The organism is Klebsiella michiganensis (assembly GCF_002925905.1).
Lineage (GTDB): Bacteria > Pseudomonadota > Gammaproteobacteria > Enterobacterales > Enterobacteriaceae > Klebsiella > Klebsiella michiganensis.
The window spans coordinates 239,650-265,702 of sequence record NZ_PRDB01000008.1 but is presented as its reverse complement, the minus strand read 5'-3'; the positions used below and the strand labels follow the sequence as shown (position 1 = coordinate 265,702).

Below are 26,053 nucleotides of genomic sequence, written 5' to 3'. Positions count from 1 at the left end.
TATCGACTACGCGTATTTATCGACTGGCTGGCGGAAGCATTTCCGGCGGCGGCGAGTGGGCTACTGCCCACCGGAGCCAGAGAATGACGATTGCCGGCGAATATTATGCATCGCGTGATGATAAATTAAGTCACAAAATTGTATGCTCGCTTCGAGTAAGGGAATCAGGGCAGTGATGTTTTGCTATATATGATATAGTTAAATTATATGAGGGTTCTATTAAAATATTTAATAAAAGGTGTTAACGCTATTTTTCCGAAGGTCTGGAAGTATAAATTAGTCTTTTGTTTTCTATGGTTATAGTAAATGTAATAGCGGCAAGAATTTTTGTTTATAGTATGTTTGATATTCCATATGTATCTTTTTGAAAATATTTTTTAGCCACTCAAGAGGTAAGCGTAATGCCGGCAGGTAACCATGAGATTAAATGTATGGCGTGTGGTTTAAACTGCCCTATTGAAGCGGAAGATAAAATGGAGCGATCCCTTTGCGGAGAGAGGAAGTTTTCTGTATGGCCAGATAAAAACTATTTTTTTAAGCGAGCGGTTAATGATTTGGTTTTTCGTGAAATTACCTGTTTTCTGCCTGAAGGAATGGTGGTGGTGGATTTCTCCCTCGACAATATTTTGTATTTTCTGCATGAGGAGTGGGCTGAAAAACTGCAGGAGACCGGGCTGAAAGTTATTTTACTCGCGGATAAGAGCATGCTGCCCATGGCTAATTTTTGGATGCTGCGCTCCGGATTATTATGGTCGGTGGTGGAAGTCAACGATAGCTTAAGCAGCTTAATCAAGAAAATAAAACGCATCATGCTGGGGCGAAATCTTCGCTGCCGGCGCACACCGTCGCTGACGGAGCATGAAATGAAGACGCTGCGCCTGCTGGCGGACGGGCATTCCAGCCAGGATATCGCCCGCATCATGGCGTGCGATACCCGCAGCGTCTACCGCTTTCAATACTCTTTATGCAAGAAGTTCGGCGGACTCAATCGCCTGCGCGAGCTGCGCTTCAGGCATAACATACCCGCTCTGGATCGGCAGTGATTAGTCAGAGGCATCGGTAAAGCAGCTGCTCCCTAAGCGATGGTATTTACCCAGTGCGACAATAAATTTTTTATTACCGTATTGAGCCTTAGGATCTTTCCAGCTTTCCCCTGGCAGCATGTAAAATTGCGTTGAACTTTCATCATCACCATTGCATCCTTTCTGGATAACAACTCTAAAAAAGGTGTTACCGGTATTTTTAATAGTGCCTGTTTCTTCGTTTATCTCATACTTGAACTGCGTTTTACGCGGGCGCACGATGAGAATGGTGCTCATAGACACTGAGGGAACGACATCCATTTGTTTCTGGTCCTGACGCCAGGGGAAAATCGTAACCGGGGTTTCCTTAAAAATTACCCGATAATATCTCTCAACGGCATCTTTAGGCCCACGGTAATAGAGTTTAAAATATTCCTGGCCATTCGCCTGTACCGTGAACTTCAGCGGCGACCAGACCAGATCTTTATCCTGGCCGGGAACAGGTCTTTCATCTCCGCTGCCCGGTCGGGAGATTTTATAAGCCGATATGGTATACAAATTGTTGTTTTTTGTATCATTGACTATTGGCCGGGAGATAAAATCTTTACTGGCATCCATATCATAGATAATAGAGTCAAAGTACACCGCAGACGCGGGCGGCATCCACAGCCCGCATAATCCGATGACAAGGATTTTTTTCATCATACCCCCCGATCGACGCCAATCCAGGTGGCGGTCACTTTCACATCTCCGGTAGCGTTGACGACACCCATCCAGTCATGGCCATTGGTGGTGAACTGTGAATGCGGGTCATCCATCGGAAACAGCAGTTTCAGCGTAGTGGTAAAAAAGAAACCATCGTTAATGTTGGCGTTCCAGGCCGTCTGAACCCAGGCGGCATTGGTCATATCGACAGGATCTTCGCCGCAGCTGTTGCGGACTTTTACCGCTTTACCGGTAGCGGACGTCCATTCGAGGTAGGCCGGGACAGGCACTTTTAGCGTCTCGTCCGCTGAGGTAAACAGGCAGTACGGCAGACCATACATGTTGATGGAGTCGCCGATGACCTGGGCGGTGATGCTATCGGCCTGACGCGATGCGGAGGTGGTGACTTTATACTCAAAGGTGATGGGCTCTTCGCTACCGATCTTGCCGGATGCTTGTGGATGCGAATGCCCGTCGCTGGCGACAATGCTGATGCCGTATTCCCGCGGGATGAGGTTAATTAATGTTGATGGCGTGAACTGATAATAACCCGATTGTGTGGTGACGGCGTTATCAAAATAGAAGGTAAACAGAGAATCCTTGTTGGTTAAATCCGTTCCCGCCTTGAGGACTTTTTGGAAAAAGGCGTTGGACAGGAACACGTAGACGTAGTTACCTGACGGTGTGAAAACCTGGTTATAGTCGACGGTAGTGCTACTGTAGTTGTACCAGGTTGCCCCATCACCGCTGAACCTTACTTCCGATGCGGAAGGAGAGAATCCCAACATTGCCGTATCAATGAGCATCCGGATATCAAGGCTGGAGGTGAGTACTTTGGTCTCCTGTAAATTGTAAGACACCATTTTACAGATGATTCCCGAAGCGCTCGTCAAACCGCTCCCTACCACGCCCATCTGGCATAAATCAGAGCCGAGGTTAACGCTTGGCGTGCCATCGCTGGCAATCCACACTTCTGCCATAGCACCGGTACTGTTTAACTTCAGATGCGAGACCTTTTCGAGGTTGAACGTGTAGTAGCGCCATGTTCCCCCGCTGGGGAGATCTTTACAGCGAACGCCGGAGGCAAAGTCATAATCGGTATTGGTATTCATGTAGCAAAGATTAAGCTGCAAAGAATCGATGGTCCCCACCGGCCGATCGCGAAAATACTCATAGGCCGACTGGCTCAGCGCGCCGGCGCCGTAATAACCGTTTGCTACGGTGTTGCCGGACATCGCGTGATAGTAGCCGTCTTTATCGATGACATCGGGAGAAATATAGCCAGACGCCGGGCAGTTTGCGCCCGTAGACATGCAGCGGATCCCGAGAAACGGCTGGTTAATGGGCGAATTCTCGATCCACAGGTCGAAGTAGCGGTTGGCGTAAGCCCAGCCTACGTAGGTTATATACCCCAGGCTACGCTGGTTAGTCGGATATTTTGTCCAGACGTTGGCTCCAGTGAAGCGCGGGTCGAGGGAGCTGGTGGTGATGAAATATTCGTCATCGACATCATTGTCGATAAACATATAGGAGTTGCTGCCGCTTCCGCTGTTGCTGGGGGTGAGCGCCATAGCCGGCGCAGCCAGCAGCCAGCCGGCCAGCAGCATGATGCTCTGGGGTTTAATAGACATTCTTAACATCTCCAGTCACTGATGCCGTTTGTTGTTGGATCTCACAAGGAATCTCCCCGACCCACACGGCGCCTTTCGCTTCATTCAGATCCAGATCCACTTCGCAAATGCCGCCGAATTTATCCACCAGGGTAATCACTGGATAACGCTTATCGACGTCCATGGCGAACTCACCGAGTTCGTCGGTTCGGGTTTTACCAATGTGGTTATGAATATCGGCGTTGGCGTAGTAACCGCCGCGACGGTCTTTCACCCGGCCAAATACGGTGACCAGCTGTTTGACTTCCGGATTAATCACGCTGACGTTGCCCGGATAGAGCACGACTTTGCTGCGGCGGTCGGTAACGATGTCGACGCTGTCTTCTGAGTTTTTGTCGTTCATCAGCTCCACCTTATATTCCGCGTAAGGCGGAAGGCTGATGAAGTTGCTTTTGCCGGTGAGGGGATAGCTTTGACCGTTGATCTGCGCCATCATCCGGCCCTTGCCGCTGAAATTGGTATTCACCACCAGGCCTGCGGTTTGGGTACCTTTTCCGGCATAGATATTTTTTTGCGTCCAGGCCACGCTGCCCTGCGAGCTCAGGCTGTAGTTTGAGCTGTGCTGCGATGAGCGGCTGACGGAGACGGTGCCGGCGTTATATTTGGTGTCATAGCTGACGTAACCATTGGTTGCGTAATCGTCGGCGCGATAGCTGCTATCGTCATTTTTATTCTGTTTAATTTGTTTCGAAACCGATGCCCCCACCTGGGTAATGGCGCTGTTGTCGAAGCTTTTGCGCAGCGTGGCGTTCGCCAGCATGTTTCCGTTCTGGCTGGACACCCCGGTGCTAAGCCAGGTAGAGAAGGGGATAGAGATATCAATATTGACGTACTTATCGCGCAGATTTTCGTGGTTGTTGTACTGATAATTCTGAATACCGGCGCGCAGAGAAATCGTCGCATAGCGATTGGCTAACAGCGATTGATCGTAATCGACGTTGGTATAGGTGCTTCCGGTATATTTATTATTGGTTCGGCTGACGCTCAGCGTACCGAGGAACGGCGCTATTTTGCGCAGGTTAGCGTTAGCGCCTACGGTAAAATAGTCGTTCTGCTGCATGGGCAGCGCGTTACCGATAGAACCATACTGGCGCGACCCCCACAGGCTGCCGTACCCATCCGGTAAACTCATATTGAAGGTGGAGGTACTCTGCCAGCTGCCGTCGGTAGCGAGCAGACCCTGCTGGTTAAAGCTGAACGAGTTGTTGAAAATAACGTTCGCTTCCGTTTCATTGACGCCGTTATTGTCAAAACCGTAGAGCGTGGTTTTCAGATTCACGCCGGAAAGCCAGGGTTGGCTGGTTGCAGCGGCGACCCCGGCAATCCACGTATTCCGTGTGCCATAATTGATGTTGTAGTTGTGGCGATAGTCCATCTTGTTGTATTCGAGGCTGCCCGCGAAGGTTTGCCATGAGAGATCGCCGGTGACGCTCGATTTTCGGGCGAACGTTTTATTGATGTTCGCCGTCCGGCTGCTGACCACGCGCCCGTTAACGACCACCTGTATATCAACGTTATAGATGCCAAACGGCAGGCGCGACGTATCCAGTTCGTAGCTGCCCATGGAGAAGTTTTGAATGCTGAGCAGTTTACCGTCACGGTAAACGTGCACTTCACCGGCGGCCGGCAGGAACACCGTTACGGGCACCAGAGCAAGCGTGTTGTCTTGCGTTTGTGAACTGCTTTTATTGCCATAGCTGATGCCGTAAATGCGGCTGGAGTTCAGGGCGCTCATGCTGGCGATCGATTGCAGATTCCAGGTATCCACCATCCCCATCGCCAGGCGGCGCCCCTGATAGTCACGTTCGTACATCGAGCGATACAGTTTGCTCTGCTGATTGCTGGTACCAATACCGTACAGAGAACCGTTGAAGTTCAGATGGTGCTCGCGCAGCGACCAGGTATTGTCCAGCGTCAGGTAGCTACTTGCGCTATCGGTATTCTCATATTTGTTGTAATAGCTTCCCATGGAGTAATTCAGTACGCTGGAGAGGTCCTGCGCAGTGGATTCTCCAAGTACGTTGGTACGCGGCAAAATAGCGGCCTGCATGGCCTCCCGGTTAACCGTCAATTCAAGATAAAATGAACGCGTATCGAGTGATAGCGAGGCGTCTTTGTTGATATAAACGCGCTGACCGTCGCCGATGCTTTTGTCCTGCATCTCGTTAATCAGCGATTTTATTTGCGGCGATAGTTCAGTTCGCTCTGGGAGATCGCTGAGGGTGATCTGGTTCAGGCGAAACTCATTATCCTTGATGGTAAGGATGGCATCAGCGATTTTTTGCTGGCTGCGTTGGGTACTATTATCGCCTTCATAACGAATAAAAACAGGGACCGACATGCCCTGATATAACGCGTTAGCAAATACCGAAGGAATAACATAGTTACTGACTTTAACTGGCGCTGTAGCATTAGCTGCCCAACCCTGGTTTACCGTAAGCAATAACCCAGCGAACAACGTCCCTTTGACATAACCAAGATTATCCATAATGTTACTCAGTTTACATTTATATATTGCTCACCGTGCCATATTCCAATTCGCGTTTTTTTGTTGGTGAGATCGGTATGCTTTATTTTTACGCTGACACCAGGCATGACATAATAGCGTTCACGGCAGCCTTGACCCTCATCCTTCGCTTTATCACGACAGGGCCCGTAGGAGATAACGCGGAATGAAGCGTTGCCGGTATTGGTCACCGTGTCATTATCGCGACGATAGTCAAATCTTTCTTCACGCGGCGCGACCACCAGAATGGTACCAATAATGGCAGAGGTCGTTGCCTCACCCTGTTTTTTCTTTTTACTGGCTTCGAACTCGGTCACAGGCTCATCGGTCCAGGATATGCGGTAATAACGTTCCTGGTTGTCCTGAGGTCCTTTGTAAAAAAAACGAAAGTTCTCTTTGGCATTTCCGGGTAATATCAGGCTGGCTGGCGTTGATAATAATTCCGATCTGCTCGCCATCGGGATAACAGTGCCGCCGGCCATAGGCGATGAAATACGCTCCACGCTGACGCTAACGTAACGCGCCGTATCGGTGGTATTAATGATTTCTTTTGCCAGAGTCGAGGCATCCGGCCCCATTATTGAGGTGACGTCTCCGACATTAATTGCATGGGAGGAGGGCGTCACGGTGAATAAGAAGAGAGAGAGTAATAATGGATTCAGTTTCATGGCGCATCCTTATAAGGAGGCCGAAGCCTCCTTGTCATACCGGACAGGTGTTGGCTACACCTGATTAGATAGTCCAGACCGCGTTGAACTGAACGCGAACGTCGCCGCTCCAGTAACCGTCGGTTAAATCTTTGAACTCAGCGGCGGTGCTGCCGTCAGAAGTCGCGGAGTCGACAGTGAAATCGAAGGAACCCTGAGTGCTGACGCGATCGGCGCCTGCGAAGGCGGTAGCGACAGCCAGCGCATCCAGACCCGCGGAGATGTTGTTGGCGGTATCAATCATCGTTACCGGGGTGGTTTTGTTCAGCGCGTTGCCGTTCCAGCTCACACCGACGGCCAGAGTAGAGGCATCAGTGGTACGGCTCAGGGTGTTGCTGACGATCTGAGAGGTCAGCGTGAAGTCGGTCGCGCCAGACTGGCCCTGGATGGTGATGTCAAAAGCGCCTTTCTGGGCGTTAAACGCTTCAATCCCTTCAGCGTACTGGAAGTTCAGGGATTTCAGCGGAGTGACAACCAGCGCGCTGGTGGTGTCTTTAGTTGCGCTTGCATCCCAGCTTGCAGTGGCGGAAGTGGTCACGTCAGCCATTGCGTTGGAAGAGATAAGAGCCGCAGCCACAACACCCGCTAATACGATTTTTTTCATTTTAAATTTCCTGAGAATAATTAAGTTAGTTCCATTTATGGAGTTATTGCTACAAATACTGATAATGACTTTATCCAGATAGAATAATGTTTAACTTCCCTCTGCCTCCCATCTTATTCTGCAAGCTGAGCTTGATTGCGTAGATCCTTTTTTCTGCCATCTGCAATTCGTTGGCTATTTGCTTAACCGACTTTTCTGCGAGTAAAAGATCGAGAACCAGCACTTCCTGGTCGCTGAGTTTTTGGCGGTAACCTCGACCATCTCTTTGACCGAGAAACGAAAGCTGTATTTTCTTTTCAATCTCGTCTCGGGTATCGCTGGTGTTGATAATCGAAACTATCTGCTGACAGCGGTGTTTCCAGAACAGCGCCAGCGGCTGCGCTAACCTGTCGGCAATCAACACTATCCGCAACCCTGTTTTGATCAGATATTCAATCCATTTATCATTGGTGAATAATCTGATGTTGTAGCGAGAAAAATCAACAAAAATAAATCCAGAATTAGAGAAGTTGTAGTGCTTGTTAATTAAAAAACAATGCACACCATTTTTTAAATAGATGTTTTTATCGGGCCATACGCAATAGCGAGTTTCAATGCAGTTAATCGATTTTATCGTAGGTCGTGGATAGATTTCGCATTGATACTGACAGCTTATGCAGTATACCTTCTCATATTTCTGTGGAGCCATATGTCGATTTATTTCCCTATATTGTATTACCCTATCGTTCAATGATGTGGCTATATTATGGCTAGTTAATAAATGTGACAACTTTAATTTCTGGAGAGTTATATAGATGAAAAATGTGTAAATTCTTAAGGGCTGAAATTGACTGGATTGATACTAACCTACTATTCTGAATAAGAAAAATCTTAAGGTGCAGGATTTTATGTCGATCGCTCCTTAAGAATTATCCATGGTGACCAGGAATTTTCTGGCTGAATGGGGGAGAATTGGTTAAAAAAAAACAGCACAATAAGTCAAAAAAAATGCTATCTCATCGCCGTTTGTTAATTTTGTGTTTTTGTTTTGTTTTATTCTGTGGTGTTTATTCTGTAATCACCTGTTTTTTGTAAGGGAAAGTTGCGATATTTTGGATTGTGGGGGAAAGGACCGTCTGGCGAAATATGATCTGGCGTACAAAACAGGGCGTTTTTAAGAACTAAAACGCGTCGGCGCTTGAAAAGGAGCGAATCAGAAGGATGTGCTAAATCTTAACCGGAAGAAGCGGACAAATGCTTCTCGGAGAGACGGGGCGCTGCAGCCTGAACGGGCTCTGCCTGCAGGCCGCCGTAGCGCCACCGGGACGATGGCAGCGTGAATGTGCAGACAAATTAGCCAATACTTTCGATGCGCCCCGGGCGCTTACGCCCCTTTCAGCAGAGGAAGCAGGTGATTCTCGGTAAGAGGAGCAAGCTTAATATGCCGATCCTGGCCCGGCGTATACCAGATAACTTCTTCTATTTCTGCCGTCGGTGTAAAGCTCGCTCTGTTGGTGGCTATCTGAAAGATATCCGCCGAGACCGTATGGCCCGGCTCGTTTGCCGCCGTATCGGTGAAGCGGCCTAACGGGACCAGTTCTTCAGGTGAGACGATGAAGTTGAGCTCCTCTTCGAGCTCGCGGATCAGCGCCGCTTCCGGGGCTTCCCCGATTTCAGGTTTTCCACCGGGCTGCATAAAGTACTCAGTCCCTCGTTTGCGTACTAAAAGACAGCGTCCTTGGCCGTCGGCGATCACTGCCGCCGCGATATGAATATTTTTTATTGTGTTCAAGAGATACCCCAGTTATATGCCGATGATGTTCAACGGCCGGCGTACGTTTCATCTCTCGCGAAACAACGCCGGCGCTATCATGATAGCGACCTTAGCGTGCTAATCAATCCCGTCGATTATCGCAAAACCTGCTGACGGCGCAGGCGGGGCTCATTTATGATAGCCTGCGAAATATAACGTCTATGCGGGAAGTGCAGCCTCTATGTCAATTCAGAAAATCGCTCGCCTGGCGGGCGTCTCGGTGGCGACGGTATCGCGGGTATTGAATAACAGCGATACCGTTAAAGCGAAGAATCGCGAACGTGTGCTGCAGGCGATCAAAGAGAGTAACTACCAGCCGAATTTGCTGGCCCGCCAGCTGCGAACGGCCCGCAGCAATATGATTCTGGTGATGGTCTCTAATATCGCCAACCCCTTTTGCGCCGAGGTGGTCAAGGGCATTGAAGAAGAGGCGGAAAAGAACGGCTACCGGATCCTGCTGTGTAATTCAGGTTCGGATTTAGCCCGTTCAACCTCGGGGCTGCAGCTGCTCTCCGGCAAAATGGTCGACGGTATCATCACCATGAACGCGCTCTCCAGCCTGCCGGAACTCACCACCATGATCGGCGACGCGCCCTGGGTGCAGTGCGCGGAATATGCCGATAACGGCAGCATCTCCTGCGTCGGCATCAACGACGTCGACGCGGCGCAGGGCGCCGTTTCCCGGCTGGTTGACGGCGGGCGTAAACGCATTGCTTTAATCAACCACGATCTCAGCTATCGCTACTCGCGCCTGCGCGAGCGCGGCTATAAAAGCGTTTTGCACGTTCGCGAACTGGCGTATCAACAGGTGATCTACGCCAGCGATCTGAGCGCCGCGGCCGGTAAACAGGCGATGGAGACGCTGCTGGCGCAGGAAGAGCAGCCGGACGCGGTGTTTGCCGTCTCTGATTCGCTGGCGGCGGGCGCGCTGCGGGCTATCGCTCAGGCCGGAATGCGGGTGCCGGAAGATATTGCGGTGGTCGGTTTTGATGGCACCGAACTGGCTGAAGTGGTATCGCCGCAGCTGACCACCGTGGAACAGCCTTCGCGCGAGATTGGCCGTACGGCGGTCACGCTGCTGATGAAAAGAATCGACAATCCCGACGCCGCGGTCGAGCGGGTGATGATGGACTGGCGCGTCATTTCCCGCGCCAGTGCCTGAGGATATTACTGAGACACCGCGCCCGCCAGCGAACGAATGTCGTTACCGGTAGGGGACTGATGGATACGCAGGCCGAATTCGTCAACCACGGCATAGACGTGATCGAATATATCCGCCTGAATGCTTTCATATTCCGCCCACACCACGGTGTTGGTGAAGCAGTAAATCTCAATCGGCAGGCCGCTGGCGTCCGGCGCCAGCTGGCGCACCATCAGCGTCATATCTTTGCGGATGCGCGGATGATTACGCAAATACTCCTGCAAATAGGCGCGGAAGGTGCCGATATTGGTCATCCTGCGCTGATTCAATATCGATTGATCGGCGGCGTTCTGCTGGTTCCACAGGCTGATTTCCTGATGACGTGAATCCATATACGGCTTCAGCAGCCTGGCCTGAATTAAGCGCTGCTGCTCCTGTTCATCAAGAAAATGAATGCTGGTGGTATCGATATTCAGGCTGCGCTTAATGCGGCGACCGCCGGATGCCGACATACCGCTCCAGTTTTTAAACGAGTCGGAAACCAGCGACCAGGTTGGAATGGTGGTGATGGTGTTATCCCAGTTGCGTACCTTCACCGTGGTCAGGCCGATGTCAATCACCGCGCCATCGGCGCCATATTTTGGCATCTCCAGCCAGTCGCCGAGCTTGAGCATATCGTTGGCGGAGAGCTGAATTCCCGCCACCAGGCCAAGAATAGGATCTTTGAATACCAGCATCAGTACCGCGGCCATCGCGCCGAGTCCGCTAATCAGAATCGCCGGCGACTGGCCAATCAGTAAGGAGATAACCAGAATGCCGACAATAATCGCGCAGACCAGCTTAATACCCTGAAATATCCCTTTAAGCGGCAGCTGAGAAGCGGTGGCGAATTTCTGCGATAAATTGAACACCACGTCCAGCAGCGAAAAGAAGGATAGCATCGCGTAGATCATCACCCACAGCTGCGCGCAGGTGGTGAGTATTTCCGCGGCCTCGCTGCCTTTTTGCAGCCACAACACCGCCTGCACGTTGACGATAATCCCCTGCAGGGTGAAGGCCAGACGATGAAACAGTTTGTTCTGGGTAATAATTTGCAGCCACAGGTGGCTACTGGCCTTCGCCCGCTTTTCGAAGGTGCGCAGCACCACTTTGTGCAGAATAAGATGAACGACAATCGCCGTCAGAAAAATAATGCCGAAGATAATAATGAGTGAGGTGGTGGGGGTAATTTTGATGCCTAATGCGGCGATTTGCGATATGAATTCCTGCATAACGTCTCCTTTACATCCAGCGGTTATGATGACCGCTGGATGTCTATTATGCAAATCGCAGGTTACGCCGTTGTGAATTATGGGGTCGCTACCGCCGGACGGACGTTAAGGTGATGGCGTAGCCACAGCGCGATGGCGCCCAGTACCAGCATCATCACCACTTCCACCGCCAGGAAATCGATCAGCGCCCGCGGATAGTCGCCGCCGCTGCGCTGGGCAAGGGTTAAGAATAGCGACCCGAGAATTGCCGGGCCCAGGCCCAGCGTCGCCTGCTGCAGAGTGCTGAGAATCGCGCTCCCGGCCCCGGCGTCGCAGGCGCTGATATCGCGCATCCCGATACGGTAAAAGCTGTTGACGATCAGCGCCTGCCCGTAGCCGATAAGCGCCGTGGAGGGGACCAGCGCCAGGGTGGTGGTGTGGATACCAAGGCGATAAAAGGTCGCGCTCAGCAGCAGCAGGCCGACAATCTGCACCGACAGGCCGGTCAGCAAAATGCGCCCCATGCTGTAGCGGGCAATCAGCTTCGGCGCGTACAGCGCGGAGATGAAGTAGGCCACGCCGAGCGCGATAAAGCTGTTGCCGGACTGCCACGGCGCCATCCCCAGACCGGCCTGCATGGTCAGCGCCATGCAGAACATAAACCCGGACCAGGCGCTGAAAAAGAGCAGGGCGATGGCCATGCCAAAGCGAATGCTGGTGAGCTTCAGCAGGCGAGGCGGCAATAGCGGCTGCTCGCCGCGCTGCTGTTTGCTCAGCGCGCTGGCCCGCATCCAGACCAGCAGCGGCAGCACCGCAGCTAATATCAGCTGCAGCGTCCACGGCCAGTGCAGCTCCGGCCCCAGCGCCATCGGAAACAGCAGGCAGCAGAGGATTAGCGCAAGGCTGAAGGTGCCCTGCCAGTCGATGCGCGAATGCGCTTCGCGCCGGGTCTCCGGGACGTATCGCGGGCTGAAGGCCAGCACCAGCAGGCAGATCGGCACGTTAATAAAGAAGGCATTTCGCCAGCCTAAACCGGCGATATCCGCCGAGACCAGCCAGCCGCCGCCCATCTGACCGACGATAAAGGCGATTCCGCCAATGCCGCCGTAGAGGCTGATGGCCCGGGCGTGGGCGGTGCCTTTGAGGGTGATATGCAGCGTAGCGAGAATCTGCGGCACGATCAGGGCCGCGCCGGCGCCCTGGACCGCGCGCGCCGCCAGCAGCGTGGAGATGGAGTTCGCCATCCCGCACAGCAGGGAGGCGACGCCAAAAATCGCCACGCCCCACATAAACAGACGGCGGCGGCCATAGTTATCGCCAAGCTTGCTGCCCATCGCCAGGCAAACGGCAAAGGCGACGCCGTACAGCGCGACGATCAGCTCCAGCTGGGTGGCGCTGGCGTTCAGCGACTGGGTGATGGAGTCCAGCGCGACGTTGGCGATCGAGGTGTCGATCAGCGGCAGCATCTGGCCGGTCAACAGAAGGAATAAACCGGCGCGGCCGGGTGAAACAGCAGACGAATTCATCGGATCTCTCCATTGCGTCATTCAGCGGATGGCCGTAGCATCACCGATAAATTAAACGGGTACCAGTTCCTGCTTATACTGGTATTGGCACTACCATGCTGGAGGTTTTATGACGACCATGCCGCAACGTGAATCGACGATTGCCGCGCCCGATGACGGCCGTAAACAGCTGGGGGCGTTTCTGCGTGCCCGGCGTGAGAGCCTCGATCCGCAGCGCCTGGGGTTACCTCGCGTCGGCCGGCGGCGCACGCCGGGCCTGCGGCGGGAAGAGGTGGCGATGCTGGCGGAGGTCGGCGTCACCTGGTACACCTGGCTTGAGCAGGGGCGGGAAGTGAATCCGTCCGCGGCCGTGCTGGTGTCGGTGGCGAACGCGCTGCAGTGCAGCCCACTGGAGACCCGGCACCTGTTTGTCCTGGCCGGACTGACGCCGCCGGAAGCCGCGCAGGTCACGGTATGCGAAGGCATCAGCCCGGGCACCCGGCGGATGCTCGATAGCCTGATGCCGCAGCCCGCCAGTATTCAGAAGCCGAGCTTTGATATTGTGGCCTGGAACGACAGCTTCTGCCGCCTGATGGGCATCGATTTCGCCACCATTCCGGAAGAGGATCGCAACTGCATTTATCTGTATCTGACCAATGAAACCTGGCGCAGCCGCATCGAGAATCGCGACGTGCTGGCGACGTTTGTCTCCTATTTCCGCGCGGCGATGGCGGAGCACCGCGGCGATCCGCTGTGGGAGAATAAGCTGGCGCGCTTTTTCGCCGCGTCGGCGGAGTTCGAGGCGCTCTGGCATCAGCGCTATGAGGTGCGCGGGGTGGAGAATCAGGTGAAACACTTTAACCATCCGCAGCTCGGACGCTTCAGCCTGCAGCAGATGTACTGGTACTCGGCCCCGCGCAACGGTTCGCGCCTGCTGGTCTATTTGCCGATGGATGAAACGGGCGAGCGGGCGCTGGCGTGGCTGCACACACACTAACGGAATGCTTATGAACGTGACCCGAAAAGAGCAGCGCATTATTATTCAGCGTACGCTCAACGCCTGGCGGTCATTGGCCGCTATGCGGAGCGCATCTGGCACGTGGAGGTATCCTGGCTGCAAAATACTGCGGGCTATCCCCGGGGGCGGCGCTTGACGCGCCTTACCCGGGCTACGGGTTCCCACAGTGTGTAATTTTGTAGCCCGGATAAGGCGACGGCCGCAATCCGGGGATCATCCTGACGTAAAAGAAAAGCAGAGAATTAAATCTCGGTAATGGTCGTCGCCTGCGGCAGGCGTGATTTCGGCAGGGAGGCGTTAAAGTCTTCAACGCTATGATGGCCGACCGGCACCACGACCAGGCTGGTGTAGCCCTTGGCCTTCAGGTCAAATTCGGCATCGAGAATTGCGAAATCGACGCCTTCAATCGGCACGGCGTCCAGGCCCATTGCCGCCACGCCCAGCAGGAAGTTGCCGACGTTGAGATAAACCTGCTTCGCCATCCACTGATCGTCGTCGTGCAGCTCTTTGCGGTGCATATCGGCAAAGAAGGTGCGGCCTTTATGGTTTGCCGCTTTGGCTTCGGCGTTAGCGAAGCGGCCATCGGCCTCTTCCTGATCGACCACGCGCTCAAGCCAGGCGTCGTCCATCGCGGTTTTGGCGCAGAACACCACCACGTGGGAGGCATCGAGAATTTTACGTTCGTTAAACACGTAGGTGCCGCTCGCCGCTTTGGCGACGCGCGCTTTGCCTTCATCGCTGCTGGCAACGATAAAGTGCCACGGCTGGGAGTTGGTGCTTGACGGGCTGTACTGCAGCAGCGTTTTCAGGTTTTCCGCCTGCTCGGCAGTTAGCTTTTTAGTGGCGTCAAATGCCTTGGTGGAGTAGCGCTTTAAGGCAACCGATACGATATCCATACTCTTCCTCACTGTTTACAACCCCTTGCGGGTGCGTTTCGTGAAGGAAGAGTACAGCGATGGCGGGCAAATGATAAGGGGCAAAAATGCGATAACACTTATCGCGCAGCGCTGAAAATCACCCCGGACGTAGGCGCTGCTGCTCTTTTTTGCTGAGTTTATCGACGATCAGATTCCACGAATCATCGATCAGCTCCGCTAGTAACTCGACGCTGATGTCCTCGCCGGGAACCACGGTGATCCAGTGCTTTTTGTTCATGTGATAGCCGGGCTCGATGCTGCGGTAAATCGCCTGATGAAGCAGCGATTTTTGCGGATCGCACTTCAGGTTGACCAGCGCGCGGCCGCGTACCGTCGCGGTGAGCATAAAAATCTTCCCGCCGACTTTAAACACATCGTACTCCGGGCCAAACGGCCAGCAGTGCTCGGTAAAGGGGAGCTCCAGCGCGATACGATGCGCGTTGTCATGCAGCGAGCGGTGATCCATCAGCTATTGTCCTCGGCAAGGGCCTGCCACATGGCTTCAAAGCCCAGCTCGACAAAACGGACGGCGCGCTCCGGCTCGTGGCTGGCGTATTCAATGGTGGTTTCGGCCAGCGAAAGAAACAACGCATCGCCGAAGGTACGGTACTCGTCGGATTGAAAAACGGGTTTGATTGAGCGCTGGCACAGTTCATTGAGCTCGGGAAACATCTCCTGGACGCGGTTGCGGGTTTCGTCGGTGATCCGTTCACTCAGCGCCATCCGGCGAATCGCTTTATGCTCCATGGGGTTACGCACGCCCCAGCCGATATAGCTATTCCAGATATTGCGCGTGTTCTCTTTTGGCCGGGTCTCGTTCGGGTTGAGACCCGCGATCATTGTCTGAACCAGGTCTGCTTTTATGGTCAGATAAAGCTCGTTGAGCAAATCGTCCTTGGTGGCAAAGTAGCGAAACAGCGTACCCTCGGCAACCCCGGCGCTGCGGGCGATGGCGGAGGTTGAGGCGGCGATTCCTGATTGGGCAAAGGCGGCGGTTGCGGCCTCCAGTAACGCTTGCTTTTTATCTTCACTCTTAGGACGAGCCACTACACTTTACCTCACTCATAATAAAACCACGATCTAAGCACGCCCGGTATGGGCGCTGCAACGCTGTCTGTCAAAATTTGAAAATCGTCTTGACGACTTTCAGCTTCTTCCTAATAATGAGTGCTTACTCACTCATAATCAAGCCTTATAACAAAAACCTCCAGGAAGGGGGATTTCGCCAGGTCAGGATATGAACCGTGTCACTTTCAGCGTGGTCGCCATCATGTTATTAGCGTCAGCAACAACTTTGCCGTTTGTGTTAAATGCCGGATTTGGTCAGGCGCCGCAGGGCGCGCAGCTCAGCCTGGTGGAGCAGTCGCCGCACTATCATGACGGTCAGTTTCACAATCAGCTTCCGACGCCTGGCTTTACCGGGCAAAAAAATATGCTGGCCGCATGGTGGGAGTTTCTGGTCGCCAAACGTGAAAATGCCAGACCGGCCCAGCCGCTGCCGCTGGTGAACACCGATCTGGCCAGCCTGCCGTCAGGGCAGGACGTGATGGTCTGGCTCGGTCACTCCTCCTGGTATCTGCAGCTGGCGGGCAAACGCATCCTGATCGATCCCGTATTTAGCAACTATGCCGCACCGTTTTCGTTTATTAATAAGGCCTTTGCCGGGGATTACCCGTGGCACGCTGAGGGCATGCCGGATATCGACCTGCTGATTATCTCGCACGATCATTACGACCACCTCGATTACGCCACCATCAAAGCTCTGATGCCGAAGGTCAAGCGCGTGGTGACGCCGCTGGGCGTGGGGTCGCACCTGCGCTACTGGGGAATGGAGAGCGCGATCATCAGCGAGGCGGACTGGAATCAGTCGCTGCAGGTGAGCGATGAGCTAACGGTACACGTCCTGCCCGCGCGCCACTTTTCCGGCCGCGGCCTCAAGCGCAACCAGACCCTGTGGGCCAGCTTTATGTTCGTTACCCCGCAGCAGAAAATTTACTACAGCGGCGACAGCGGCTACGGCCCGCACTTTAAAGCCATCGGCGAACAGTTTGGCGAAGTGGATTTGGCGATCATGGAAAACGGTCAGTATGACCAGGACTGGAAGTACATCCACATGATGCCGGAAGAGACGGCGCAAGCCGCTGACGATGTTCATGCACGCGCGGTGCTGCCGGGTCACGCCGGGCGCTTCGTGCTGGCAAAACACACATGGGACGATCCGTACAAAAGGCTGGCGGAGGCCAGCACAGGGCGACCGTGGCGACTGCTGACGCCAATGTTGGGTGAGCCGGTTTGGGTCGCCGATAAAACGCAATCATTTAACGCCTGGTGGCGCTAACGATGAGAGTGGTTCAGGAGGAGAGAGGACATATGACTATTTCCGCTCAGGTCATTGATACTATCGTCGAGTGGATTGATGATAATTTGCATCAGCCGCTACGTATTGACGATATTGCGCGCCACGCCGGTTATTCGAAGTGGCATTTGCAACGACTGTTTTTACAGTATAAAGGGGAGAGTCTTGGGCGCTATATCCGCGAGCGTAAGCTGCTGCTGGCGGCCCGCGATCTGCGCGATACCGATCAGCGGGTCTACGATATTTGCCTGAAATACGGTTTTGACTCGCAGCAAACCTTTACCCGCATCTTCACCCGCACGTTTAATCAGCCGCCGGGTGCCTACCGTAAAGAAAATCACAGCCGCGCGCACTGAAAAGCGCCCGCCGGGGGAAGACCGGCGGACGCTTTTTTACCAGGCGTAGTTGACCGTCGCCGTCACCGTCCGACCAATGCCGTAGAAGCAGGCGCTATCGCTGGCGCAGGAGGCCACGTATTTGGTATTGGCGAGGTTGTTGACGTTGAACTGCACTTTCGCCCCTTTCAGGCTCGAATTCAGCTCGCCTAACTCATAGCTGACCATAGCGTCGTACAGATCCACTGCCGGTACTTTAAACGTGTTTTTCGCATCGCCGTAGCTGGTGCCGATATAGCGTACGCCAACGCCCGCGGTCAGGCTTTTTAACGCGCCGTCCGGCAGGGTATAGCTGGTGAACGCCGAAGCCATATGGGTCGGAATGCGTGCCGGCGTTTTCCCTTCGGTACCGACGACGGTGGTATTGACGGTTTCCGCGTCGGTATAGGTGTAAGACGCGATCAGATTGAGGTTATCGAAGACCGTCGCGTGCGCTTCGGCTTCAACGCCTTTCGAGCGCACTTTACCGCTGTTTTCAAACCACCCGGCCGCGCTGTTGTAGGTCGCGACGTTGCTCTGCGTCAGATCGTACAGCGCGAGGGTCATTAACGCGTTTGGGTCAGGCTGGTATTTCAGACCCACCTCTACCTGTTTGCCTTCGCTGGGATCGAATGGTCCGACGCCCGGCGCGCGGTTGGTCTGTAGGTTAGGTTCGAAGGAGGTGCTGTAGCTGATATAGGGGGAAAGACCGGAATCAAAGGCGTACAGCAGGCCGGTGCGCCAGGTGAGCTTATTATCATTCTGCTGGGTGCTGCTGGCGTCGGTAAAATCGGTGGTGCGTACTTCCGCCCAGTCGTAGCGCCCGGAAACTAACAGTTCCCAGTTTCGCCAGCTCAGCTGATCCTGAATATACACCCCAACCTGGTCGAGATTTTGCTGTTCATTAGTGGCGGGACTGAAGACGCTTTCATCGACGCTAACCCCGTAGGTCGGGCTGCGCCAGTCGATATCGTACTGCGAGCCGCCGGCCCGACCAAGGTACTGCTTATCCTTACTGGTTTTGTAATCCACACCGCCAATCACCGTATGCGCCACCTGACCGCTGGCGAACTGCGCTTCAAGCTGGTTATCGATGCCAAACTCATCGGTCTGACGCTGTTCATGCTGGGCGCGGCGGGAGAGTACCGAGCTGTTGGCGGCGCTGGTGGAATAAACCAGGTAGCGATACTTCTGTTTGATGGTGGCGTAGCGGGCGTTCTGGCGCAGAGTAAAGGTATCGTTGAGCTGGTGCTCAAATTCATAGCCAATCATCGTTTGTTCACGCCACGACTGGTTGTAGCTGGGATCGCTGACGTTAAAATCGCGAGGAATATAGCTGCCGTCGACGCTTTCCACGGTACCGTAACGCGGCAGGAAGTTACGATAGCCGGCGTCCGGGTCTTTCTGATAGCTGGTTAACAGGGTAAAGCGCGTGGCGTCATCAGGATACCAGGTGAGGGCGGGGGCGATAGCCATCCGCGTCTCTTTATAGTCATCGATCTGGTTATTCTGGGTGCGGGCGATCCCGTTCAGGCGATAGAGCAGGTGGCCGTCATCGCTCAGCGGGCCGCCAACGTCGAAAGCCCCTTCGGCGAGCTGGTTATTGCCGGTACGGAACTGTACCTCATGAATTGGCTGGCTGGTCGGGCGTTTGCTGGTCATGCTAATCAGCCCGCCGGGGTTGACCTGACCAAACAGCACCGAGGCCGGGCCGCGCACCAGCTCGACGCGTTCCAGCAGCCACGGGTCGAAAGTGCCGGTTTGTGACGAGGCGGTAGCACCGTAGCTCAGGCCATCGAGGAATTTGGGCACGTAGCTGAAGCCGCGCACGAATACTTCGTCGTTGCGGTTAGATGAACCTCGGTATTCGGTAAAAACGCCCGCGCTATAGCGCAGCGCCTGGGAAACCGAGGTGACGTCCAGCGCCCGCATTTGATCGCGGGTGACCACCGATACCGACTGCGGCGTTTTGACGATCTCCGCAGCGGTCTTTGTTGCCGACAGGGTTTTTGTCGCCACTATTCCCTTCAGCGGCGCTGTAGGATCCTCGCCGCTGCCGGCGGTGACGACGATCGTTTCATCCGCTGCCAGCGCCGGCCCGCCAAACAGAGATGCCGCCACGCCCGCGGCCCAGAAAGCTGTTATCTTATTATATTTAAACATGTTTATTTTTTATCCTTGGTTGAATCGCCATCAAAAAACGCCCGCGTCGAGGGGAATCGACCGGCGGTTATCATTAACGGTGTTAATGTTATTGCAAATAGTTATTATTTGCATTAGCGTTATTAACAAATTCTTACAAGGAACTATTGGCTAATGAAGACGGCGTGGAGCGGCCTGCTGATTGGCATGAGTACCCTACCGGCGGCGGCGATGAACTGCGAATCTCCTTCGTTACAGGGGGAACTGGAGGGGAAGTTCGACGCCAGCGGCGAGGTCTGTTTTGACCTGCCGACATTGGGCGAGAACTACGTCGCGGCGACCCTCTCCGGCGTCACCGATGCCCGACTGCTGGATGACAATAACCGCCGTCTGCGCACGCTGCTGACGGGCGGTCCGGCGGACGGCGAGCAAACCCTGCTGTTTTCTCTGCCGGTAAATCGCGCCTCCTCGCTGGTGCTGCACGGCGAAGAGGGGGCGCGCTGGCGCTTTCAGTGGCAGATGCGGGAAACCACCGCTCTGGCCAAAGTTCAGCCGCTGGATCCGGTCAGCCCGCGCCTGCTGCGGCTGAAGCGTGAACTGGCGGCGGGAGGTTCAACGGCGCATTTCTGGCAGGAGCGCGAGCGGGAAGGGACGCCAATGGTGGAACCGGTGGACGCCGGCCATAAGCGGGTAACTTTCCTGTGGCGCGGGGCGAGCCGCAACGTGTTTATTCTGGGTTCGCCGGCGGGGGATCACGATCCGCTGTTTCGCCTCGGGGATTCTGACGTCTGGTTTCGCAGCTACGTGGTGCCCGCCGATACCCTCATGCAGTATAAGCTGGCCCCGGACGTGCCGCAGATAACCGGCAGCGCACGGGAGCAGCGGCGGGCGATTCTGGTCAGCGCCCAGGCTGACCCGCTAAACCCGAACAGCATCAATGCCGCCCACGACCGCTGGAATCGCCACTCTCTGCTGGCCCTCAACGCCGCGCGTTTTTGCACCGCCCAGCGTATGGCGCAGCCGCTACGCTACGGAACCTTAACCCGCCATCAGCTGCGCAGCGACTTTCTGCAAAATACGCGGGAAGTGCTGATTTATCGCCCGCGGTTGCCGCAGCCCGCGCGCTGGACCCTGCTGCTCTTTGACGGTAAAACTTACCAGCACGAGTACCGCCTCGCCAACGTGCTGAACGCCCTGATCGCCAGCCACCGGCTGCCGCCGATTAACGTGGTGTTTATCGATAGTCTCGATCATTCGCGACGGGCGAAGGAGCTGCCGCCAAATCCGCATTTTGCCGATTTTATGGCCCATGAGTTGCTGCCCTGGCTAAACCGCCAGGGACTCAGCCTGAGCCGGCAAAAAACCGTGGTCGCCGGCTCCAGCTACGGCGGGCTGGCCGCGTCCTGGGTAGCGCTGCGCTACCCCCGGCTGTTTGGCAACGTATTGAGCCTGTCCGGGTCATACTGGTGGGCGCCGCAAGGGGAGGAGGCCGGCTGGCTGACCCGCCAGTACCAGCAGTCGCCGCGCTATCCGGTGCGCTTCTGGCTGCAGGCGGGGAAATTCGAAACCAGCGGGCCGGACGGCGGCATTTATGCCAATACGCTTGAATTTGAGCGGGTGCTAAAAGAGAAGGGTTATACGGTGAGCTTCCATCCCTCCTCCAGCGGCCACGACTACGCCGCCTGGTGCGAAGCGCTGGTCAACGGCATGCGCGACCTGACCGGCTTAGCGCTCAAGGGAAAACCAGCGACGCCAGACCCAGCGCAGCAGCAGATATTCAACCGCGCCCAGCGCTAAAAACCACAGGCAAAAGATCAGGGTATAAAGCTGGTTGAGATCCATCAGATGGAATGTCGCAACCAGCTTCTGCGCCAGCGTCAGGCCCAGCGAGGGCGCCGGCAGCAGCAGGCAGGAGAGCAAAGCCAGCAGCAGAATGCCGGCGGCGCTGAGGAGCGTTTCTAGCGGATGTTTCATTATTTGTTAATCATCAGTTAAAAACATATTGTCCGGTAAAAAGAGAATCAATGCAATATCGTTTCGTACGTAATTATAATACGCATCAGATATTATATTTAAACGCCCTCGCTTATTCCCATGTTAATTATTTTGGTAATCTTTGTGATTAAGTTAATTACATTACAATGTAAATTAACGTCATTATTAAGCCAGCGCTTTTACAAAAGTATAGGTGCTATATCCCACCAGTGTAGCGATAATAATGGCCAGCAGGATGTACAGCACCAGACGGCGTCCGCGATAGATTCCAAACATAGTAGACCTCGTTTAGTTTTGGTTTATTAATATTCTGCAATAGTTGTTTTATAGAATTAACTTACCATAAATTTTGTATTGGCGAGAGAGTAAATATTGCGCAAGCTCAAATTATCTCCCGCCTGTTTGAAATTTTTCTCATTGGCCCGGAATGATTCCAGGCTTTCCGCCTCACGGAATTTTAAGGGAGATATATTTTGACCAAAACGATCAAAACTAATAATACCACCCCCTCAGGGGATGTCGCGCCACGCCGCGCATATCAGCAGACGGTTGATGCGGTGCTGGCGCAGAATAAAAGCCATGCCAACGGCCTAAGCGCCGCCGAGGCCGCCGAGCGTTTGAAGACCTTCGGCCCCAACGCCTTGCCGGAGAAAAAAGGCAAGCCGGCCTGGCTGCGCTTCCTTGCCCACTTTAACGACGTCCTGATTTTTGTCCTGCTGGCCGCCGCCGCGCTCACCGCGGTCATGGGCCACTGGGTCGATACGCTCGTCATCCTGGGCGTCACGGTGATCAACGCCCTGATCGGCCATATCCAGGAGAGCAACGCCGAAAAATCGCTGCAGGGCATCCGCAATATGCTCTCCAGCGACGCGCGCGTGCAGCGCAGCGGCAAGCATGAAACCATCCCGACCCGCGACCTGGTGCCGGGCGATATCGTGATTCTGCGCGCGGGTGACCGCGTGCCTGCCGATATGCGCCTGATTGAGAGCCATAATCTGCGGGTCGAAGAGGCGATTCTCACCGGCGAGTCGACGGTGGTGGATAAAACCACCGACGCGCTGGAAGGCGAACTGCCGCTGGGCGACCGTACCAATATGCTCTTCTCCGGCACCACCATCAGCGCCGGCGGCGGCGTTGGCGTGGTGACCGCAACCGGTCAGGAGACCGAGCTCGGCCATATCAACCAGATGATGGCGGGCATTGAGAAGCACCGCACGCCGCTGCTGGTGCAGATGGATAAGCTCGGTAAAGCGATTTTCGTTATCATCCTGGCGATGATGGCCGCGCTGTTCGTCTTCAGCCTCGCGCTGCGCGACATTCCTCTCGGCGAGCTGCTGCTCTCCCTGATTAGCCTGGCGGTGGCCGCCGTGCCGGAAGGCTTACCGGCGATTATCTCGATTATTCTCTCTCTGGGCGTACAGGCGATGGCGCGTCAGCGGGCGATTATCCGCAAGCTGCCGACGGTGGAAACCCTGGGCGCCATGACCGTGGTGTGCTCGGATAAAACCGGTACCCTGACGATGAACGAGATGACCGTCAAAGCGATCATCACCGCCGACTGCTGCTACCGCGTCGAAGGCGACAGCTACGAGCCTCAGGGTAACATCTGCCTGGAAGGCAGCAACGAGCCGGTGCAGATTAAACCGGGCAGCGTGCTGGAAACCTATCTGCGCACCATCGACCTGTGTAACGACAGCCAGATGATTCAGGACGAGCGCGGCCTGTGGGGCATTACCGGCGGGCCGACCGAAGGGGCGCTGAAGGTACTGGCGGCGAAAGCGCAGCTTGCGCCCGTCGATGCCCGCCTGGTCGCGAAAATCCCGTTCGACTCGCAGTACAAGTACATGGCGACCCACCAGAAAATGGGCGACGTCGAGCAGGTGCTGATTACCGGCGCGCCGGACGTGATTTTTGCCCTGTGCCGCCATCAGTTGAGCAAGCAGGGGGCGGTGCCGTTCGAGCCGCAGTACTGGGAAGAGGAGATGGCGCGCTTTGCCCGCCAGGGCCTGCGTATGGTCGCCGCCGCCTACAAACCGGCGAACGTCGGCAGCACCACGCTGACCCACGACGATCTGCGCGAAGGACTGGTCTTCCTCGGCATTGCCGGAATGATGGACCCGCCGCGTCCGGAAGCGATTGACGCTATCCACGCCTGCCAGAACGCGGGGATCCGCGTGAAGATGATTACCGGCGACCACCCGCAGACGGCGATGAGCATTGGCCAGATGCTGGGGATCACCAACAGCAGCCAGGCGATGATCGGCTATCAGCTGGAGCACATGGACGACGCCGAGCTGGCGAAAGCCGCCGTTGAGTACGATATCTTTGCCCGTACCAGCCCGGAGCACAAGCTGCGCCTGGTAAAAGCGCTGCAGGATAACGGTGAAGTGGTTGGCATGACCGGCGACGGCGTCAACGACGCCCCGGCGCTGCGCCAGGCCGACGTCGGGATCGCCATGGGGATTAAAGGCACCGAGGTGACCAAAGAGGCCGCCGACATGGTCCTGACCGACGACAACTTTGCCACCATCGCCAGTTCGGTCAAAGAGGGGCGTCGGGTCTACGACAACCTGAAGAAGACCATTCTGTTCATCATGCCGACCAACCTGGCGCAGGGGCTGCTGATTATCATCGCCCTGCTGGCGGGGAACATCATTCCGCTGACGCCGGTGCTGATTCTGTGGATGAACATGGCCACCTCCGCGACGCTCTCCTTCGGCCTCGCGTTTGAAGCCGCCGAGCGCAACGCCATGAACCGTCCGCCGCGTAAAACCGGCCAGCATGTCATGGACGCCTTCGCCGTCTGGCGCGTCGCCTTCGTCGGCACCATGATCGCCGTCGCCGCCTTTATGCTTGAAGCCTGGCTGGCGCCGCGCGGCCACAGTCCGGAGTTTATCCGCACCGTCCTGCTGCAGATGCTGGTCACCGCGCAGTGGGTCTATATGATTAACTGCCGCAGCAGCGACAGCTTCTCGCTGAGCATGGGACTGCTGCGCAACAAAGGCATCTGGCTGGTGAGCGGCGTGCTGCTGCTGATGCAGCTGGTCATCATCTACGTACCGGTGATGCAGACGATGTTTGGCACCGAAGGGCTGCCGCTGCGCTACTGGTTCATCACGCTGGTCATCGGTATCGCGATGTTCCTGGTGGTGGAAGTTGAGAAGCGCCTGACCCGTCGTTTCCGCAAAGCCGCGTAGCGTGTCTGACCCGCCCGGCGTCCCTTCTCCTGCGGGGAAGGGACGCCGCATCGTCGTAAGGAATTCCCCATGAACAAGATCATCCGCTCCGCCCTGCTGGTCTGCGGCCTGGCAGGCTACGCGCTCACCGCCGCCGCCGCGCCGGCTATTCCGGTGCGCGTTGCCACCGTGGAACACGCGCCGCATGCCGATGAACGGCAAATCTCCGGCCGCGTTGAGGCCATTCACTCCGTCGATATTCGCGCCCGCACCGAAGGAAAGATTGTGCAGCGCCACTTCCAGGATGGGCAGTACGTCAACCAGGGCGATCCGCTGTTTACGCTGGATGACGCCCAGCCGAAAGCCGCGCTGGCGCTGGCCCAGGCTGAACTGAAAAGCGCGCAGGCTTCGCTACGCCAGGCCCAGCAGCAGCTGAGCCGCTACCAGCAGCTGAAAAATAACCACGCAATCAGCCGCAACGACGTAGACACCGCGCAGATGCAGCGCGATGTCGCTGCCGCCGCCGTCGAGCAGGCCCGGGCGCGCATTGCCGCCCAGCAGATTACGCTCGGCTACACCCGCATTACCTCGCCGGTCACCGGGCGCGTCGGCCATAGTCCTTTTCACGTCGGCGGCCTGGTGAATCCCGCCAGCGGCGTGCTGGTCGATGTGGTCCAGCTTGATCCCATTCGCGTGGCGTTCTCTCTGGATGAAACCGCCTTTTTCGCGAAAGCGGGACAGCACACGGATATCGCCGCGCTGAAGCAGGCGTGGCTGGCGCAGGTGGATGTCGATGGGCGGCGTGAAGACGGCGCCCTGACCTCCGTCGATAACCGTATTGATAGCCGCACCGCCAGCGTGGCGCTGCGCGCTGAGTTTGCCAACCCGCAGCACCGTCTGCTGCCGGGCGGCAACGTCACGGTTTTCTTCCGGCCGCAGCGGCTTAAGGAGAGCCCGATGATCCCCGCCTCTGCGCTACAGCAGGATGCGCTGGGCTTTTACTGCTGGGTACTGACGGCGGACAACACCGTGACGATGCGCCGTTTAGCGCCCGCCGGTCAGCATGGCCAGAGCTTCGTGGTGGCCGATGGTCTGAAAGCGGGGGAGCGCGTAGTGACGGAAGGCGCCCAGCGCCTGCGTGACGGCGCGACCGTTCAGCTGCTGAGTGAATAA

22 protein-coding genes are annotated in these 26,053 nt (G+C 55.5%); 8 read left to right on the top strand and 14 right to left on the bottom strand.

The genetic code is table 11. The annotated features are described in order from the left end of the window. Positions 1–401 precede the first annotated feature (401 nt). Entirely contained in the window at positions 402–1,043 is a 642-nt protein-coding gene (locus CDA56_RS18305) for a helix-turn-helix transcriptional regulator (protein ID WP_025107086.1), read from the top strand. Here CDA56_RS18305 and CDA56_RS18300 read toward each other — a convergent pair whose 3' ends face one another. The 7 genes from CDA56_RS18300 to CDA56_RS18270 form a co-directional block, all read right to left on the bottom strand. After that, positions 1,044–1,727: a fimbrial biogenesis chaperone gene (locus CDA56_RS18300; RefSeq protein WP_025107085.1), complete on the bottom strand. Its 684-nt coding sequence runs from the start codon at positions 1,725–1,727 to the stop codon at positions 1,044–1,046. It lies immediately after the preceding gene. After that, entirely contained in the window at positions 1,724–3,358 is a 1,635-nt protein-coding gene (locus CDA56_RS18295; RefSeq protein WP_064374599.1) for a hypothetical protein, read from the bottom strand. Before CDA56_RS18295 ends, CDA56_RS18300 begins: the two co-directional genes overlap by 4 nt. Beyond that, entirely contained in the window at positions 3,348–5,885 is a 2,538-nt protein-coding gene (locus CDA56_RS18290; RefSeq protein WP_046876903.1) for a TcfC E-set like domain-containing protein, read from the bottom strand. Before CDA56_RS18290 ends, CDA56_RS18295 begins: the two co-directional genes overlap by 11 nt. An 8-nt stretch (positions 5,886–5,893) precedes the next feature. Further along, a complete protein-coding gene (locus tag CDA56_RS18285; RefSeq protein ID WP_025107082.1) occupies positions 5,894–6,571 on the bottom strand; it encodes an EcpB family pilus assembly chaperone in 678 nt (225 codons plus the stop codon). Between the two features lie 64 nt (positions 6,572–6,635). Then, on the bottom strand, positions 6,636–7,214 hold the full coding sequence (ecpA, locus tag CDA56_RS18280; RefSeq protein WP_004111140.1) for a common pilus major fimbrillin subunit EcpA: 579 nt from the start codon (positions 7,212–7,214) through the stop codon (positions 6,636–6,638). A gap of 70 nt (positions 7,215–7,284) precedes the next feature. Beyond that, positions 7,285–7,902 carry a LuxR C-terminal-related transcriptional regulator gene (locus CDA56_RS18275; RefSeq protein ID WP_025107081.1) on the bottom strand — a complete coding sequence of 206 codons (618 nt, stop codon included), beginning with the start codon at positions 7,900–7,902 and terminating at the stop codon, positions 7,285–7,287. A 675-nt stretch (positions 7,903–8,577) separates the two neighbouring features. Continuing rightward, complete coding sequence (locus CDA56_RS18270; RefSeq protein WP_025107080.1) at positions 8,578–8,976, bottom strand: NUDIX hydrolase; 399 nt, start codon at positions 8,974–8,976, stop codon at positions 8,578–8,580. 211 nt (positions 8,977–9,187) lie between these two features. On the opposite strand from CDA56_RS18270, the gene CDA56_RS18265 reads away from it, so the two are divergent. Beyond that, positions 9,188–10,168, top strand: coding sequence for a LacI family DNA-binding transcriptional regulator (locus CDA56_RS18265; RefSeq protein WP_014228283.1), 981 nt, complete (start codon positions 9,188–9,190; stop codon positions 10,166–10,168). Positions 10,169–10,173: 5 nt separating this feature from the next. Here the strand turns inward: CDA56_RS18265 and CDA56_RS18260 are convergent, their stop codons facing one another. Together CDA56_RS18260 and CDA56_RS18255 are read right to left on the bottom strand one after the other, a co-directional pair. Further along, a complete protein-coding gene (locus tag CDA56_RS18260) occupies positions 10,174–11,418 on the bottom strand; it encodes a mechanosensitive ion channel family protein (RefSeq protein WP_014837733.1) in 1,245 nt (414 codons plus the stop codon). Between the two features lie 77 nt (positions 11,419–11,495). After that, positions 11,496–12,923: an MFS transporter gene (locus CDA56_RS18255; protein WP_103814630.1), complete on the bottom strand. Its 1,428-nt coding sequence runs from the start codon at positions 12,921–12,923 to the stop codon at positions 11,496–11,498. 109 nt (positions 12,924–13,032) lie between these two features. Between CDA56_RS18255 and CDA56_RS18250 the strand changes: the two genes are divergently transcribed. After that, entirely contained in the window at positions 13,033–13,899 is an 867-nt protein-coding gene (locus CDA56_RS18250; protein WP_025107079.1) for a helix-turn-helix transcriptional regulator, read from the top strand. A gap of 263 nt (positions 13,900–14,162) precedes the next feature. On the opposite strand, the gene nfsB is transcribed toward CDA56_RS18250, so the two are convergent. The 3 genes from nfsB to CDA56_RS18235 form a co-directional block, all read right to left on the bottom strand. Continuing rightward, positions 14,163–14,816, bottom strand: coding sequence for an oxygen-insensitive NAD(P)H nitroreductase (gene nfsB, locus CDA56_RS18245; protein WP_103814627.1), 654 nt, complete (start codon positions 14,814–14,816; stop codon positions 14,163–14,165). 118 nt (positions 14,817–14,934) lie between these two features. Beyond that, entirely contained in the window at positions 14,935–15,303 is a 369-nt protein-coding gene (locus CDA56_RS18240; RefSeq protein WP_032694574.1) for an MmcQ/YjbR family DNA-binding protein, read from the bottom strand. Then, on the bottom strand, positions 15,303–15,884 hold the full coding sequence (locus tag CDA56_RS18235) for a TetR/AcrR family transcriptional regulator (RefSeq protein ID WP_004848568.1): 582 nt from the start codon (positions 15,882–15,884) through the stop codon (positions 15,303–15,305). The genes CDA56_RS18240 and CDA56_RS18235 overlap by 1 nt, the downstream gene beginning before the upstream one ends. A 190-nt stretch (positions 15,885–16,074) precedes the next feature. Between CDA56_RS18235 and CDA56_RS18230 the strand changes: the two genes are divergently transcribed. Together CDA56_RS18230 and CDA56_RS18225 are read left to right on the top strand one after the other, a co-directional pair. Next, on the top strand, positions 16,075–17,175 hold the full coding sequence (locus CDA56_RS18230) for an MBL fold metallo-hydrolase (protein WP_014228309.1): 1,101 nt from the start codon (positions 16,075–16,077) through the stop codon (positions 17,173–17,175). A gap of 32 nt (positions 17,176–17,207) precedes the next feature. Continuing rightward, positions 17,208–17,549, top strand: coding sequence for a RamA family antibiotic efflux transcriptional regulator (locus CDA56_RS18225; RefSeq protein ID WP_004848570.1), 342 nt, complete (start codon positions 17,208–17,210; stop codon positions 17,547–17,549). Positions 17,550–17,585: 36 nt separating this feature from the next. On the opposite strand, the gene CDA56_RS18220 is transcribed toward CDA56_RS18225, so the two are convergent. Continuing rightward, positions 17,586–19,730 (bottom strand): TonB-dependent siderophore receptor, encoded by a 2,145-nt coding sequence (locus CDA56_RS18220; protein ID WP_103814625.1) that lies wholly within the window; start codon positions 19,728–19,730, stop codon positions 17,586–17,588. Positions 19,731–19,883: 153 nt separating this feature from the next. On the opposite strand from CDA56_RS18220, the gene CDA56_RS18215 reads away from it, so the two are divergent. Next, entirely contained in the window at positions 19,884–21,506 is a 1,623-nt protein-coding gene (locus CDA56_RS18215) for an alpha/beta hydrolase-fold protein (protein WP_103814623.1), read from the top strand. On the opposite strand, the gene CDA56_RS18210 is transcribed toward CDA56_RS18215, so the two are convergent. Next, complete coding sequence (locus tag CDA56_RS18210) at positions 21,435–21,683, bottom strand: DUF1158 domain-containing protein (protein ID WP_004848573.1); 249 nt, start codon at positions 21,681–21,683, stop codon at positions 21,435–21,437. The genes CDA56_RS18215 and CDA56_RS18210 overlap by 72 nt on opposite strands. A gap of 494 nt (positions 21,684–22,177) precedes the next feature. Here CDA56_RS18210 and CDA56_RS18205 point away from each other — a divergent pair, with 494 nt between their 5' ends. Both CDA56_RS18205 and CDA56_RS18200 read left to right on the top strand, forming a co-directional pair. After that, the gene (locus CDA56_RS18205; RefSeq protein WP_170064941.1) at positions 22,178–24,901 is read left to right on the top strand and encodes a cation-transporting P-type ATPase; all 2,724 of its coding nucleotides are present in this window, start codon (positions 22,178–22,180) and stop codon (positions 24,899–24,901) included. A gap of 69 nt (positions 24,902–24,970) precedes the next feature. Next, complete coding sequence (locus CDA56_RS18200; RefSeq protein WP_103814621.1) at positions 24,971–26,053, top strand: efflux RND transporter periplasmic adaptor subunit; 1,083 nt, start codon at positions 24,971–24,973, stop codon at positions 26,051–26,053.